12 protein-coding genes and 1 pseudogene are annotated in these 15,083 nt (G+C 74.3%); 3 read left to right on the forward strand and 10 right to left on the reverse strand.

Annotated elements, in window-relative coordinates:
• The 6 genes and pseudogenes from MFF54_RS24520 to MFF54_RS24545 form a co-directional block, all read right to left on the reverse strand.
• Positions 1-553: pseudogene (locus MFF54_RS24520) on the reverse strand (chlorophyllide a reductase subunit Z); the annotation flags it as partial.
• Positions 553-2,127 carry a chlorophyllide a reductase subunit Y gene (bchY, locus tag MFF54_RS24525; RefSeq protein WP_238306817.1) on the reverse strand — a complete coding sequence of 525 codons (1,575 nt, stop codon included), beginning with the start codon at positions 2,125-2,127 and terminating at the stop codon, positions 553-555. The gene bchY and the pseudogene MFF54_RS24520, both read right to left, overlap by 1 nt.
• Positions 2,128-2,130: 3 nt before the next feature.
• Complete coding sequence (locus MFF54_RS24530; protein ID WP_238306818.1) at positions 2,131-3,117, reverse strand: chlorophyllide a reductase iron protein subunit X; 987 nt, start codon at positions 3,115-3,117, stop codon at positions 2,131-2,133.
• On the reverse strand, positions 3,114-4,052 hold the full coding sequence (bchC, locus tag MFF54_RS24535; RefSeq protein ID WP_238306819.1) for a chlorophyll synthesis pathway protein BchC: 939 nt from the start codon (positions 4,050-4,052) through the stop codon (positions 3,114-3,116). Before bchC ends, MFF54_RS24530 begins: the two co-directional genes overlap by 4 nt.
• 145 nt (positions 4,053-4,197) lie before the next feature.
• Complete coding sequence (locus MFF54_RS24540; RefSeq protein ID WP_238306820.1) at positions 4,198-5,433, reverse strand: methyltransferase; 1,236 nt, start codon at positions 5,431-5,433, stop codon at positions 4,198-4,200.
• On the reverse strand, positions 5,433-6,302 hold the full coding sequence (locus MFF54_RS24545) for a polyprenyl synthetase family protein (RefSeq protein ID WP_238306821.1): 870 nt from the start codon (positions 6,300-6,302) through the stop codon (positions 5,433-5,435). Before MFF54_RS24545 ends, MFF54_RS24540 begins: the two co-directional genes overlap by 1 nt.
• 206 nt (positions 6,303-6,508) lie before the next feature.
• Between MFF54_RS24545 and crtD the strand changes: the two genes are divergently transcribed.
• The 3 genes from crtD (at position 6,509) to MFF54_RS24560 (ending at position 11,078) form a co-directional block, all read left to right on the forward strand.
• A complete protein-coding gene (gene crtD / locus MFF54_RS24550) occupies positions 6,509-8,038 on the forward strand; it encodes a 1-hydroxycarotenoid 3,4-desaturase CrtD (protein WP_238306822.1) in 1,530 nt (509 codons plus the stop codon).
• Positions 8,035-8,892, forward strand: coding sequence for a carotenoid 1,2-hydratase family protein (locus MFF54_RS24555; RefSeq protein WP_238306827.1), 858 nt, complete (start codon positions 8,035-8,037; stop codon positions 8,890-8,892). Before crtD ends, MFF54_RS24555 begins: the two co-directional genes overlap by 4 nt.
• A gap of 233 nt (positions 8,893-9,125) precedes the next feature.
• Positions 9,126-11,078, forward strand: a complete 1,953-nt coding sequence (locus MFF54_RS24560; RefSeq protein WP_238306823.1) for a cytochrome C oxidase Cbb3 — start codon at positions 9,126-9,128, stop codon at positions 11,076-11,078.
• A 234-nt stretch (positions 11,079-11,312) separates the two neighbouring features.
• On the opposite strand, the gene MFF54_RS24565 is transcribed toward MFF54_RS24560, so the two are convergent.
• From MFF54_RS24565 to MFF54_RS24580, 4 genes are all read right to left on the reverse strand, one after another.
• A complete protein-coding gene (locus tag MFF54_RS24565; RefSeq protein ID WP_238306824.1) occupies positions 11,313-12,383 on the reverse strand; it encodes a phytoene/squalene synthase family protein in 1,071 nt (356 codons plus the stop codon).
• Positions 12,340-13,890 (reverse strand): phytoene desaturase, encoded by a 1,551-nt coding sequence (locus tag MFF54_RS24570; protein WP_238306825.1) that lies wholly within the window; start codon positions 13,888-13,890, stop codon positions 12,340-12,342. The genes MFF54_RS24565 and MFF54_RS24570 overlap by 44 nt, the downstream gene beginning before the upstream one ends.
• A gap of 99 nt (positions 13,891-13,989) precedes the next feature.
• Positions 13,990-14,907, reverse strand: a complete 918-nt coding sequence (gene bchO, locus MFF54_RS24575; protein ID WP_238306826.1) for an alpha/beta fold hydrolase BchO — start codon at positions 14,905-14,907, stop codon at positions 13,990-13,992.
• Positions 14,904-15,083: hypothetical protein (locus MFF54_RS24580; RefSeq protein WP_373321214.1), on the reverse strand; the 180-nt coding region annotated here is incomplete at its 5' end. The genes bchO and MFF54_RS24580, both read right to left, overlap by 4 nt.

Genomic DNA, 15,083 nt, shown 5'->3' on the forward strand with positions numbered 1-15,083 from the left:
CGAGCCGGCGGATCTCGGCCAGATCGCTCGGCATGTTGAAGGTGCCGTAGGCCGGGCCGACGATGTTGACCCGGGGCCGCTCGCCGACTTTCCGCTCGGGCGGCTTCGGGATGCCCTTCTTGGCGTAGCGCTTGGCCCCGTATTCCTGCCAGAGCCAGGACATCGCCCGGTCGGCGGCCTGCCACTGGTCCTCGTCGATGGTGCGGGGCAGGAAGCGCTGCAGCCCGGTGCCCTCGGGGGTGACGCCGCCGCCGATCATCTCGGCGATCGAGCCGGTGACGACGACGCTAGGCTGCGTCGGATCGAGCGTCGCATGCGCTCGCTTCATCGCGCCTTCCGTGCCGTGGCGGCCGAGTTCCTCCTCGGCGAGACCCGTCACCACGATCGGTAGCTCGTGGGGCGGCAGGCCGTCGGTGTAGTGCAGCACCGCGGTGACCGGCAGGTTCTCGCAGCCGACGGGACCGTCGATGACGACCTGCAGGCCCTTCACGGCCGCGAAGACGTAGACGGCGCCCCAGTAGCCCCCGGCCCGGTCGTGATCGAGGACGAGCATCAGGCCATCTCCCCGATCGGGCGCTCGGCCGCGCGCGCCACCTTCACGGCGGCCTTGGCCTGCGGCCGCTCCTGCCAGATCCCCGCCGCGTGGCCGGTGCCGACGCCCTCGAAGAAGCCGCGCATCGCCGCGAAGCGGTCGCGGTTGCCCATCGCCGCGTTGACGACATGGGCGAGCGAGCCCGCGCCCGCCGCGCCCATCAGGGGCCGGGCCGAGATCAGGTTGGTGAAGTAGAGGGCCGGCGTGCCGCCCTCCTTGGCCCGCTGCACGACCGGCGTGGTGCCGATCGCGAGGTCGGGCCGGAACGCCGCGAGCGCGGCCAGATCGTCCTCCAGCGAGGCCCGGAAGCGCACCGCGACGCCGCGCGCCTCAAGCCAGGCCCGGTCGGGCTCGGACCAGGGCGTGCGCGGGCAGGCGGTGCCGACGTAAGGAACCTCCGCGCCGCTCTCGACGAGGAGGCGCGCGACGAGGAGTTCCGAGCCCTCGTAGCCCGACAGCGTGATCCGGCCGCGGATCGGGTTCGCGGCGATCGCGGCGCGGATCGGCGGCAGCAGGCGGGCCTTGGCCGCGGCGACCACCTCCGGCGCCACGTCGCAGGCCTTGCCGATGCCCTCCAGCCAGTCCGCGGTCCCGTCGTGGCCGACGGGCGCGGAGCCGACCACCGGCCGCCCGGCCGCCTCGAACTCGCGGATGCTCGCGGCGTAGAACGGGTGGATCGCCGCGACCGCCGCGCCGTCGAGCGCGGCGTAGAGTTCGCGCCACTCGCGCGTCGGCACCACGGGCCCGGCCGCGAGGCCGAGCGGTTCGAGCAGGCCCCCGATCACCACCGGGTCGGCCGGGAACATCTCGCCGAGAAGCGTCACGCTCGGGCGCGCGGAGCGCCCGCCGCGGGGTGCGGCCACGGGTCCCCGCTCGGCCTCCTGGCGGGCATAGGCCAGCATCGCGCCGGCCAGCACGTCCTTGGCCTCCGCGTGGGTCGGCACGCCGAAGCCCGGCACGTCGATGCCGATGATCCGCACCCCGTCGATCGCCTTCGGCAGGAGCCGCAGGGGCACGCCCGATGCGGTCGGCACGCAGAGGTTGATCACCACGACCGCGTCGTGCTCCCCCGCGCCCGCGACGTCGTGAACCGCCTCGCGGATGTCCTCGAACAGCTTGCCGGTGACGAGTGTCTCGGAGTTGAACGGCACGTAGCCGACGCTGCGCCGCGCCCCATAGAAATGCGCCGTGAAGGTTAGCCCGTAGACGCAGCAGGCGCTCCCCGAGAGCAGCGTCGCGGTGCGGCGCATGCGCAGGCCGACCCGGAGCGCCCCGAAGGCCGGGCACATGCTCTGCGGCTGGTCGTGGGGCCCCGCCGGGTAGTCCCGGCGGTAAGTCGCGAGCGTCTCGGAGAGGCCGGCCGCCTCGGCGGCCGCCCGGAGCGTGGCCTTGCCGCCGTGGCAGCCCGATCCCTCTGCGGAGACCAACTCCGGCGCTGAGGCGGGCTCCGGTGCCGGGGCGGATTCCGGCGCGGGGGGCGCCTCAGTGGGCCGCCGCCGCGCCCGCAGGTCCGCGATGTCGAGGGAGACGGCCATGCCCTAACCCTCGTCGTAGACGACTTCGAGGGAGGGCTTGGCGGCGATCTCGACGCCGCACATGTCGGCCAGCGAGGCCGGCTCCAGCACCACGTCGCGCCCCACGGTCTCGCCCGAGAACAGGCCGAGCAGCGCGTCCTGCGTGAGCGGGCGCGGGCGATGGGGCTGCGCCGCCCCGACATTCTGCGCAAGTTCCGCGAAGAGCGGGCCCCAGCGCCCCTCGGGCTCGGCCACGATCTGGTAGTTCGCGCTCTTGCGCCGGATGTCCTCGTCGGCGGGGATCGCGGCCAGCACCGGGATGCCGGCGGCCTCCGCGAAGGCCTGCGCCTCGCCGGTGCCGTCGTCTTTGTTGATCACGAGGCCGCCAACGCCGACATTGCCGCCGAGCTTGCGGAAATACTCGACCGCCGAGCAGACGTTATTGGCGACGTAGAGCGATTGCAGGTCGTTCGAGCCGACCACGATGACCTTCTGGCACATGTCCCGGGCGATCGGCAGGCCGAAGCCGCCGCAGACCACGTCGCCGAGAAAATCGAGCAGCACGTAGTCGAAGCCCCAGTCGTGGAAGCCGAGCTTCTCCAAGAGCTCGAAGCCGTGGATGATGCCGCGCCCGCCGCAGCCGCGGCCCACTTCCGGCCCGCCCAGCTCCATCGCGAAGACGCCGTCGCGCTTGAAGCAGACGTCGCCGATCGCGACCGCCTCGCCCGCGAGCTTCTTCTTCGTCGAGGTCTCGATGATGGTCGGGCAGGCCCGGCCGCCGAAGAGCAGCGAGGTGGTGTCGCTCTTCGGGTCGCAGCCGATCAGCAGCACGCGCTTGCCCTGGCGCGCCAGCATGTAGGAGAGGTTGGCCAGCGTGAACGACTTGCCGATGCCGCCCTTGCCGTAGATCGCGATGATCTGGGTCTCGCGCCGGGCCTCGCCGACCGGGGGCGTATCGGGCTCGACGGCTGCCTCCGCGCGGAGCGCCGCTCTGTTGAGGTGCAGGTTCATGCGCGAGCCCTCCAGTCGAGCACCATCTTCAGGCAGGCCGGGTCGGTGAAGGCGGTGCGGTAGGCGGCTTGCGCCTCCACCGCCGGGGCCTGGTGGGTGATCAGCCCGTCGAGCGACAGGCGCCCGGCTGTCGCCAGCGCGGTCGCGCTCGCGAGGTCGTCGGGCCGCCACTCGGCGGCGACGCGGATGCGGGCCTCGCGGGCGAAGGCCGGCGGGAAGGCGAAGGCGAGCGGCGCCTCGTAGAAGCCCGCCAGCACGATCTCGCCGCCCGGGGCGAGCCGCGCGATCAGCCGGTCGAGCCCGGCGGCATCGCCGCTGACGTCGGTGATCCGGGCGTAGTCGGTCCGCGGGTCGTCCTCGGGCGCCAGCACGGGATAGCCGTGTGCGCCGGCGATGCGGGTGGGATCGGTCTCCCAGACGGTGGGCTCGGCGCCCGCGAGCCGGGTCAGCCGGGCGAGCAGCCGCCCGAGCACTCCGTGCCCGACGATGAGGGGACGCTCGCCCGGCCCGATCGGCCCGAGGGCGTGCTGCGCGGTGGCGGCGAGCGCGAGCAGGCAGGCCTGCGCCCCCAGCCCCGGATCGACCGGCACGAGGCGGGCCGCCGGCACCACGAGGTGCGAGGCCGCGCCGCCGAACAGGCCGCGCACCGGCCCGAAGCAGCGCGCGCCCGGCACGAACACGCTGTCACCCGGCGCGAGGCCGGATTCCCGCGGCGCCGTGACGATCGTTCCGACCGATTCGTAGCCCGGCACCAGCGGGTAGCCGAGGCCCGGGAAGGGCGGCATCCGGCCCGACCAGAGCAGGCGCTCGGTGCCGGTGCTGATCCCGCTCCAGGCGATCTCCACCACCGCGTCGAGCGGCCCCGCAGGCGTCAGCGCCAGGCGGCTGAGCGCGAGGCGCTCGGGCTGTTCGAGAACGACGGCGAGGGTGTCCATGGTCTGGATCTTTCACGTCCGCGACCGTCCGGAGACGATAGTGTCATCTTATATAGACACAATAACGCGTCAAGGTGGTTTAACAATCAGGCGCTGTCGGGAACTGTCGGACCGCCGCGATCTTCCGTCCCGTGACAAAGGACGATCAGGCGCGCCGTGCCCGGATCAGCCGGACCAGCAGCGGGCGCCGGGTTCTGCGTTCGGCGATGGCGCGGAAGCCCGCCGCGCGCAGGAGCGCCTGGATCTCGTCGGCCCGGCGAGGCCGGCCGCTGCCCATGGCCAGGAGGTAAAGGCCGAAATAGGCGTCCCCGACGGGCTCGGCCCCGCGCGTGCCGGCCATCGGCTCGGCCACCAGCAGGGTGCCGCCCGGGGGCAGGGCGTCGTGGATTCTCCGGAGCAGCGCGAGGGCCGGCCCGTCGTCGTGGTCGTGCAGCACGCGCACGAGCGTCACGAGGTCCGCACCCCGGGGCAGGGGATCGCGGTGGAAGCTGCCGCCGTGGCAGGCGGCCCGGTGGCCGAGCCCCGCCTCCTCCAGCCGCGCCGCCGCGCGTGCGGCCACCGCCGGCAGGTCGAACAGCCCGAGACGCAGGCCAGGGGCGTGGGGCGCCACCGCCGCCAGAAAGGCCCCCTCCCCGCCCCCGACATCGAGCAACCGCCGGTGCCGCCGGAACGGGTAGGCCTCCAGCACGTCCTCGGCGATCAGCGCCTGCGAGGCCGCCATCAGCCCGCCGTAGGGCGCGACAGCCTCGGGCTCGAGCGCCGTCCCGGATGGTAGGGCCGCGTGTCCCGCCGATTCGGAGGCTCCCGCCGATTCGGCGGCATAGGGCCAGTAGCCTGCAAGCCGGGTCGGCCCGCCCGGGTTCCGCAGCAGCGCCACCGGGTCGGCGAGGTCGGCGTAGAGCAGGGCGTGGTGCTCGATCATCCGGGCGACGCCGGGGTTGCCGAGGAGCGCCGCGCCGAGATCGGCCAGCGCGAAGCGCCCGTCCGGCAGCGCCCGCAGCAGCCGCAGGGAGGCGGCCGCCCGCAGCAGCACCAGCGCCCGCTCCGGCGGCAGCGCGAGGCGGCGCGCCAGCCCGTCGGCCCCTTGCGGGCCCGCCGCCAGGATCCGGAACAGGTCGAGCTGCACGCAGGCGAACAGCACCTGCGCGTAGACGAAGCCGGCGCAGAGGTCGAACAGGGCGCGGGTCTCGGCCCGCGCGACCCGCCGCGTCAGCGGAAAGCCCGCCGCCCAGCGCTGGAAGGCGGGGCTGGCGATGCGGGCGTTCCGCCAGGAGAGCCAGGGCGTGAACCAGCGCGTGAGCCAGCGCGCGCGCCAGGGTTCGAGCCAGCGGGCGAGCCGGCCCGGTGGCAGCGGCGAGGCCGGGGCGGCCCCGGCCCCCATCACGCCGCGTCGGCGCGCAGGGATGCGGGCAGGAACAGCCGCGTCTGCGCCTCGATCTCGCCCCGCAGCGCCTCCGCGCCGGGGCAGTCCGGGATCACCGCGACCGCCTCCGCCGAGAGCCGCTCCAGCCGGGCCAGCGCCCCGGGCAGGCCGAGGAGCGCCGCGGCGTTCGGGCGCCCGAGGGTCACGTCGCGCCCGGCCGGCTTGCCGATCTCCTCCTGGCGGCAGGCGACGTCGCGCAGGTCGTCGGCGACCTGGTAGGCCTCGCCCAGGCACTCGCCCAGCAGCCGCCAGGGCAGCGGCCGGGCGCCCGCGGCGGCCGCGCCCGCCACCGTGGCGGCGGCGAAGAGCGCGCCGGTCTTGGCCTGCTGGTAGTCGGAGAGCGCGACGTGGGCCTCCGATTCCCAGGCCTGTCCCGCCACGATGCCGTGGGGCGCGCCCGCCGCCCGGGCGATCAGCCCGACGAGGCCCGCGAGCCGGGCCGGGCGGCGGGCCGCCCCGCGGGCCAGCGCCTCGAAGGCCGCCACGATCAGCGCGTCGCCGGTGAGCACCGCCAGCGCCGGGCCGTAGGCCACGTGCACGCTGGGCTTGCCGCGGCGCAGGGCCGCGTCGTCGAAGCAGGGCAGGTCGTCGTGGACCAGGGAGGCGCAGTGCAGCAGCTCGATCGCCGCGGCTGCCGCGTCCGCCGCGTCCGGATCGTCGTCGCCGCAGGCCCGGGCCACCGCGAGGCAGAGACGCGGCCGGATGCGGTGGCCGCCGGGAAACACGGCGTAGCGGATCGCCTCGGCCAGCAGCGGCGGCGCGCCGGGCGCCTCCGCTGAGGACACTGCCAGCTCAAGGGCCGTCTCGATCCGTCGACCGGGATCCATGGCGCCACTCCCTGTCCAATTGTTATGACGAAGCAAGTGTCAACTTACATTGACATTGCTGCGGCCTCGGATCAAGTCTGTTCTCCTGCGGCGCGTCGCGGATGAGCCGAGTGGAGCCGGCCGATGCAGACAGTACGTCCGGTGCGGTCCCGGCGCTTTCCCATGCCCCCCTCTGTGGGCAATGGGCGCGTGCGGAGCGGTCCCCGATGCGCGTCGCGGTGATCGGCGCCGGGATCGGCGGCCTCGCCGCCGCGCTCCGCCTCGCGCAGGCCGGTCTCGACGTGACCGTTCTGGAGCGCGGCCCGGCGCCGGGCGGCAAGATGCGCAGTCTCGATGTCGGCGGGCTCGGTGTGGAGGCGGGTCCCACCGTCCTCACCATGCGCTGGGTGCTCGAAGACCTCTTCCGCGATTGCGGCGCCGATCTCGGTGCACGGGTGCGGCTCAGCCCGGCGCGGCTGCTCGCACGGCATGCCTGGGAGGACGGCTCGCGCCTCGACCTCTTCGCCGACATCGACGCCTCGGCGCAGGCGATCCGGGCCTTCGCGGGCCCCCGCGAGGCGGAGGGCTATCGCCGCTTCTGCGCCCGCTCGCGGGAGGTCTACGAGACGCTGGAGGGGCCCTTCATCCGCGACGACCGGCCGAGCGCCGTGGACTTGGCGCTCCGGATCGGGCCGTGGGGCCTGCCGCGGCTCTGGCGGATCCAGCCCTTCGCCACCCTGTGGTCGGCGCTGGCCGAGGATTTTCGCGATCCGCGCTTGCGCCAACTCTTCGCCCGCTACGCGACCTATTGCGGCGCCTCGCCCTTCGAGGCGCCCGCCACGCTGATGCTGGTGGCCCATGTCGAGCAGGCGGGCGTCTGGACCGTGGCGGGGGGCTTGAGCGCGCTCGCCCGCGCGGTGGCCGATCTCGCCGCCGAGCGGGGCGCAAACCTGCGCTACGATGCCGAGGTCGCCCGCCTCGTGGTCTCCGGCGGACGCGTGGTGGGGGTGGACCTCGCCGATGGTGTGCGCGTGGCCGCGGACGCGGTGGTCTGCAACGCCGACGCGGCGGCGCTAGGCGCAGGGCTCCTCGGGCCCGAGGGGGCGCCCGCGGGCGAGCGCCTGGAGCCCCAGGAGCGCTCGCTCTCGGCGGTGACCGTGTGCGCGCGGGCCACGGTGACGGGCTTTCCGCTCGCCCACCACACGGTGTTCTTCGCCCCCGACTACCGGGCCGAGTTCGACCAGATCCTGCGGGAGCGCCGGCTGCCGGAGGCGCCCACGATCTACGTCTGCGCGCAGGATCGCGACGACGCCTGTGCGGCACCCGAAGGCCCCGAGCGCCTGCTCCTCCTCGTCAACGCCCCGGCCGACGGGCCGGAGCGGCCGACCCCGCCGGAGATCGAACGATGCGCGACGAATCTGCGGACGCGGCTCGCCCGCTTCGGCCTGAGCCTGAGCGAGGCGAGTCCCGCGGTCACGACCGGGCCGGCGGGGTTCGCCGCCCTGTTCCCAGGGACGAAGGGGGCGCTCTACGGCCGGGCCTCGCGGGGCTCCACCGCGACCTTCCGCCGGCCGGGCGCCCGCACCGCCCTGCCGGGGCTCTACCTCGCGGGGGGCAGCGTGCATCCGGGGCCGGGGGTGCCGATGGCGGCGCTCTCGGGGGGGCTCGCGGCGCGGGCGATCCTGAGCGATCACCGCTCCGCTTCGACGGTCCGGTCGCGCGGGGCGGCTATGTCTGGTGGTACGTCGACGCCCTGAGCGCGGACGGGCGGCACGGGCTCACCCTCATCGCCTTCGTCGGCTCGGTCTTCTCGACCTACTACGCCCTCGACCCGACCCGGAACCCGCTCGACCACTGCGCCCTCAACGTGGTGCTGTACGGCGCGCCCGGCCGCTTCGCGCTGACCGAGCGGCGCGCGCCCGCCCTCGACCGGGGCGTGGCCCATCTCGCCATCGGGCCGAGCGCGCTCGCCTGGGACGGCACCGCGCTCACCGTGCGCATCGACGAGCGGGGCGCGCCGCTCCCGCGCCCGATCCGCGGCACGGTGCGGCTCTACCCCGACGGGATTACCGCCGGGCCCTTCACGCTCGACGCCGCCGGACGCCACCGCTGGTGGCCGATCGCCCCGTCGTCGCGCGTCGCGGTCGACCTCGCCGAGCCGGGTCTCAGCTGGCGCGGAACCGGCTACTTCGACACCAACGCGGGCGACGAGCCCCTGGAGGACGCCTTCACCGACTGGTCGTGGTGCCGGGCCGACCTCTCGGACGGGGCGGCGATCCTCTACGACGTGCGCCGCCGCGACGGGAGCGTTCAGGATCTCGCCCTGCGCTTCGCCCGCGACGGCAGCCGCCGGGCGATCGAGCCGCCGCGCGCCGCCGCGCTCCCCCCGACGCGGTTCTGGCGCATGCCCCGCCCGGCCCGCAGCGACGACGGGCAGGCGCAGGTGCTGCGCAGCTTCGAGGACACGCCGTTCTATGCCCGCTCGCTGCTCTCGGCGCGGCTCGGCGGCGAGGCGGTGCGCCCGGTCCACGAGAGCCTGTCGCTGACGCGGCTGACCAACCCGCTCGTGCGCTTCATGCTGCCGTTCCGGATGCCGCGGGTGCTGGGCTGAGGCCGGAGCCCGGGAGATGCGGGCCGCTCCGGGCCGGGCGTTCGCATCCCGGTCGATGGTCCGCAGCCGACCTGACGACGCCATCGCGCCGGCTTCCTGTCCTCGCCCGAGTCGGACGTTCCAGATCGATCAGGTGATGCACGACGGCCGCCGCCTCGCGGATCTGTCATCGAACCGTGGCCGTCGGCGCCCGTTGTCCGGCGGCCCCTGCAGGCCGGAGATACGGCCTCGGCATGCGTTCCCGCTTTCTTATCCTCAGCGTCTTCGTTGTCCTCACCCTGGTGGCCGGCGTCGCGAGCTTCGGACGTTTCAGCTACGCGCCGATGCCGGCGCGCGCGAGCCTCGCGAATCCGGACCGTTACCCGATCCGCACGGCCTATGATCTTCTCGGACGCCGCATCGGTCCGGAGGAGGCGCAGGCGCTCCGGGCGACCGAGGCGGGGCGCCGGACGCTGTCGCCCGAGGCCGGCGCCTTCGCCATCGACGAGGCCGTCGTCGCGCGCGGGCGGGAGGCCTTCTACACCGAGACCTTCGGCAACGAGGTCTTCCTCACCGACGTCATGGGGATGCTCGACGGCGCCCTGACGCCCTATGAAGTCGCCCGCGCCGTGCTCCTCCTCGGCGGGCGCGCCACGGACAACCTCCAGGTCCGCGTCGCCCAGGACGTCCGGATCGGCGAGCGCCAGTGGCGCAAGGGCGACCTCGTCTCGACCGGCCTGGATGTCGAGGCGGGCGGCCTGGGGATCGTCGGCCTGAAGACCTTCTACGACCGCGGCCGGCTGCGCCTCGGCATCACCTGCGCCCTCTGTCACGCGGCGGTCGATCCGCGCAGCGGCAAGGTCGTGGAGGGGGCGCCGAACGCCAACCTCAACGCCGGCCTGCTGCTGGCCCTCTCGGCCAACGCCTCCGCCTACTTCATGCACGGCAGCGTCGATCTCGCAGCCCTCGCCGGCGATCCGTCGCGGACCGTCCCGACCGCCGGCGGCGGATCCGTCGTGCTGCCGGACCGTGACAGGCTCGAGGCTGCGGCCAAGATCGAGGTCGCGAGCTGGCCACCGGGCAGCTTCGATTCCTCCGCCGACCGGGTGACGAACCCGACCTCCATACCGTCGAGCTTCTCGGCCTACGGCGAGCCCTACAGCTGGAGCGGACGCGAGGCTGTCGGGCCTTTCAAGGGTCTGTCGTCGCTGAACAACAACGTGCATGCGGCCAATTCCGACACGACACAGCTCGCCGCCGCCGCGCCCTGGCTGTTCGGCCTCGATCCGGATCTCTACCTCGGCATCCTGTTCCAGGGGGCCGTCAATCCATCCCTGCGTTACGATCCCAAGGGCGGCAGGACGCCGAGCACAATCCTGGCCGCCTTCGACCCGACACCGGATTCGCCGGGCCTCAACCGCTACGCCGTCCTGCCGAGCTTTCCGGCGACGAACTACATGACCGACAACGGGTTGTTCGCCTCCGTACCCGGGGAGCCGGCGAACTTCGCCAACAACGCCATGTCGGCCTTCCAGAACCTCCTGCGTCCGCCGGACGCCCCGAAGGCGGAAGCCGCGGCCGGACGCGCGGTGTTCGAGCGGGCCGGCTGTGCCGGCTGCCATTCCGGTCCGGCCCTCACCAACAACCGGATCGTGCCCGTGGGCGAGATCGGCACCGAGCCGACCCGGGCCCGCGCCGGGGCCAAGATGGAGGCGCGCCTCGCCGCTCCCGCGATGTTCGCGACCGACGCGCCGTTCCCGCTGCAGGCCGACCCGAAGATCGTGCCGATCCCCCTGAAGGGCGAGGCCCTGAGACAGGTTCAGCTCGGCTGGGCGCATGCCGGGACCGAGGGGGGCTACAAGGTTCCAAACCTCGTCGGCCTCGTCTGGTCGGCGCCCTACCTGCACGACGGCGGTGTCGCGGTCGGGCCAGACCTTGCCGGCCCGCCAGGCGTACCCGGCACCCTCGCCCGCGGCCTCGCGCCCGACCCGCGCAACAGCCTGCGCGCCCTGGTGGACCGGGACCTGCGCGGGCGGGTCGTTGCCGCCAACCGTGCCTCCGCCCCGGCGCGCAGGGCACGTGTGACGGGAGAAGGACACACCTACTGGGTCGATGCGGCGGCCGGCTACAGCGCCGGCGACCAGGAGGCGCTGCTGGGCTACCTGCTCTCGATCGATGCTCTGACACTGGACGTGCCCGTGCCATGAGCCGGGTCAGGAACCCGGGCGCGGACGTGACGATACACGAGGACGGGCCGGCCGAGGTCGTGCCGCATCTCACAGGTGCATCTGCTGGCGTACCGTCTTGCTCCGAGAGCAGCCATTCCGCTTTCCGCCTGCGGTCTTCGCGAGCCGGAGAGCCGAGCAGGAGGCCGATCCTCGGGCAGGCCGCACCAGCCCGAGCCGCCGGAGCGCAGAACCGATGGCGCGGGTGCGGGCTGCCTACGGCAGCGCTGCGCGGGTCCGTGCGTCGCGGATCTCCCAGGTCTCGATGAGGTCGAGCGCGTGCAGCGCCCGGCCGCGTAGGTCCCACCAGGCCGGGAGTTTTCGCGACGGGGCGGGCGCGCTCGCCAGCGCCGCGACCAGGAAGGCGGTTTCGGGCAGGGCCGGCGCTCCCAGACCTGCCGGGGTGGAGGCGAGCGCCGGCGCTGCAGCGCGGGCGAGCAGGACGAGCTTGCGCGCGGATCCGACTCGGGCGCGGGCGCCGACCGCGTCGTGCCCGTTCGCCGCCACCGCGCGGCCGATCTCGGCGTAGATCAGGGCCGCCGCGCGGATCGCCGGGCGGCAATCGGCCGGCAGCACCGCGATGCCGGGGCGCGCCCGGATGTAGAGGCGGTCCGCCTCGGCGAGGAGCCGCGCCACCACGCCGGCGAGCGCGCCCGAGTGAACGGGCTCGCCGAGCCACGCCTCCGGATCGAGCCCGGCCTCCCGCATCCAGGCGAGCGGCAGGTAGAGGCGGCCGGCCCGGGCGTCCTCGCCGACGTCGCGGGCGATGTTGGTGAGCTGCATCGCCGCGCCGAGATCGCAGGCGCGGGCGAGCACATCCGGCTCGCGGGAGCCCATGATCAGGGTCATCATCGCGCCGACCGTGCCGGCCACCCGCGCCGCGTAGGCGGTGAGTTCGGGCAGGTCGGCGTAGCGGCGCGCTTCCGCGTCCCAGGCGAGACCTTCGAGGAGGGCGCGGGGCAGCGCCTCGGGGATGGCGTACGCGGCCATGACCTCGGCGAGCGCCCGGTCGGCCGGATGGTCGACGGGCCGCCCCGCGCCAGCGCGGGCGAGCCGCGCGGCGAGGTGCTCCACCGCGGCGCGGCGTTCCTGCGCGTCCCGCGCCCTGTCCACCGCGTCGTCGGCCAGACGGCAGAAGGCGTAGAGCCCGTAGGCCGGGCGCCGCACCCGGGCCGGGAGCAGCAGCGAGGCCGCGAAGAAGCTCTTCGAGCCGGCCCGGATCGCCGCCCGGCAGGCGGCACGGTCAGCGGGGTTCGCCGGCTTCAGGGCGTGGGAGGCTGCTTGCATCGGGCACCAGCGAATCGAGGACACGGGCCGAGGAGAGGACGCCGGGCAGGCCCGCGCCCGGATGCGTGCCGGCACCCACGAGGAAGAGGTTCTCCACCCCCTCGGAGCGGTTGTGCGGGCGGAACCATGCGGATTGGGTGAGCACCGGCTCCAGCCCGAAGCCGGAGCCGCGCAGGCTCAGGAAGTCGTCGGCGAAATCCTGGGGCGTCGTCACCCGCGAGGTGACGATCGAATCGGCGAGGCCCGGCAGCACGGTCGCCTCCAACCGCGCGGCGATCCGCTGCCGGTAGGGCTCGGCGAGGCGGGCCCAGTCCTGCCCGCCCGCGAGGTTCGGCACGGGCGCGAGCACGTAGAAGGCGTCGTGGCCGGGCGGCGCCAGCAGCGGGTCGGTTGCGGTCGGGCGGTGCAGGTAGAGGCTCATGTCCTCGGCGAGCCGCTTGCGGTCGAAGATGTCGGCCAGCAGGTCCCGGTAGCGGGGCCCGAGCAGGATCGTGTGGTGGTCGACGCCCGGGTATTTGCGGCGCGTGCCGAAATACCAGACGAACAGCCCCATCGAGGAGCGGGCGCGGGCGAGCTTTTTCGTATTCCAGCGCCTTGCCTGACCCGCCAGCAGAGTGCCGTAGGTGTAGGCGGAATCGGCGTTCGAGACGACGATGTCGGCCGCGATCGCGCTGCCGTCCGCGAGCGCCACGCCGGTGGCGCGGCCCCCGGCCAGCGTGATCCGGGCGACCTCGGCCCCGCAGCGCACCGCCCCGCCCTGTCCGGCGATCAGCGCGACCAAGCCCTCCACAAGCCGGCCGGTGCCGCCGAGGCAGAAATGGACGCCCCACGCCCGTTCCAGATGGGCGATCAGCCCGTAGATCGCGCTCGCCCGGAACGGGTTGCCGCCGATGAGCAGCGGATGGAAGCTGAAGACCTGGCGCAGGCGCGGGTCGCGGATGTGGCGGGCCACGACCGCGTGCAGGCTGCGGTGGCCGTGGAGGCGCAGGAGGTCAGGTGCGATCCGCAGCATGTCGCGGACCCGGCCGAACGGCACGTGGCCGAGTTCCTCGAAGCCGACCCGGCAGACCTGCCGGCTGAAGTCCATGAAGCGCTCGTAGCCGGCGACGTCGGCGGGCGAGAGGCGCTCGACCTCCGCCCGCATCCGGGCGGGGTCGCCCGTGTAGGCGAAATCGGTGCCGTCGTCGAAGCGGATCCGGTAGAACGGGTCCATCGGCACCAGCGCCACGTCGTCGGCGAGGCGTTTGCCGGCCAGCCGCCAGAGTTCCTCCAGCAGGAAGGGCGCGGTGACGATGGTGGGGCCGGCGTCGAACGTGAAGCCGTCCTGCCGGTGCACCCGGGCGCGCCCGCCGGGCTGGTCGAGCCGCTCCAGCACCGTGACCCGGTAGCCTCGGGCGCCCAGCCGCACCGCCGCCGCGAGACCGCCGAAGCCGGAGCCGATCACCACCGCGTGCGGCCGCGGGTTGGAGGCTCTCTGTGAAGTCGGCTTGTCGACGAGTGTCAACATAAGATGACAGTACGAGCGGCGACGATGTCGTGCAAGCGCGGAATTCGCCGAGCCGCCGCCGCGAATATCGGGCCCGGTGCCTCAAGACCGTTTCGGGTCTCAGGTGCAGGCGCCGCCCCGCGGCGGGTCTTCCGCGCCCCGCGGCGGACCTTCGGCACCGATCAGCGCGGCGACGCGCGCCGGGTCTTCCTCGTGGGCGAGATGGCCGAGGCCGCGCAGCAGCTCGACGCGGGCCTCCGGCAGGCGGTCACGGAGGCGAAAGGCGTCCTCTGGGCGGATCGCCCGGTCGTTGCCGCCGACGACGAGGAGAAGCGGCACGGCGAGCCGGCCGAGATCGCGGTCGAGGGCGGCGAGATCCCAGTGCGCCATCATGCCGAGCGCCCCGCGGACGTGGCCGGGCTTGGCGAACAGGCGCCGGTAATATCCCACCCCGGCCGCGTCGAGCCGCGAGCCGGTGCCGGCGATCAGGCGCTCGACCGCGGCCCGGTCCGCGCTCCAGGCGAAGAGCCTGGGGGTGAACGGGTTGAGGAACAGCGCCCGCGCCATCGCGGGGAACAGCAGGCTGGCGGCCCCCGGGAAGGGCGCCAGCGCGCCGTTGAGGGCGACGATCCGGTCGGGGGCGATCGTGCCGTCGAGGCACATCCGGGCGAGGATCGCTGCCCCCGCCGAGTGGCCGGCGACGCGCCGGGGCTCCGCGCCCAGCACCCGCAGCAGGTCGGCCACGGCCGCCGCCATGCCCGGCAGGGAGAGGCGCCCCGGCGGCAGCGGGTCGCTGAAGCCGTGGCCGGGCAGATCCGGCACCAGCACCCGGTGGGTCTCGGCGAGGCGCGGCGCGAGGTTCCGGAACGAGTGGCTCGCCGCCCCGGTGCCGTGCAGGAGCAGCAGGACGGGGGCGTCCGCGGCGCCGAATTCCTGCAGGTGCCAGGTGAGGCCCCCCGCCGGGACGAAGCGGCTCGCGGCGCGGTGCGGCCAGTCGGCCCCCTCCCGCGACCAGTCCGGCCGGTCCGGATCGCTCACGCGGCCGCCCCCCGCACGGCCGCGGCGAGCGCGCCCGCATCCGTTCGCGGCAGCGGCGCGTAGCGGGCGCCCGCGGTCTCGGCGAGCGCCCGCGCGCCGCGGTCAGCGAATTCAAGGAAGTGCACCAGCACCGGCACGCGGAGGGCGCGCAAGTGCCGGGCCGCGTCCTCCGCGTC

This window comes from Methylobacterium gregans, assembly GCF_022179245.1.
Taxonomy (GTDB): Bacteria; Pseudomonadota; Alphaproteobacteria; order Rhizobiales; family Beijerinckiaceae; genus Methylobacterium; species Methylobacterium gregans.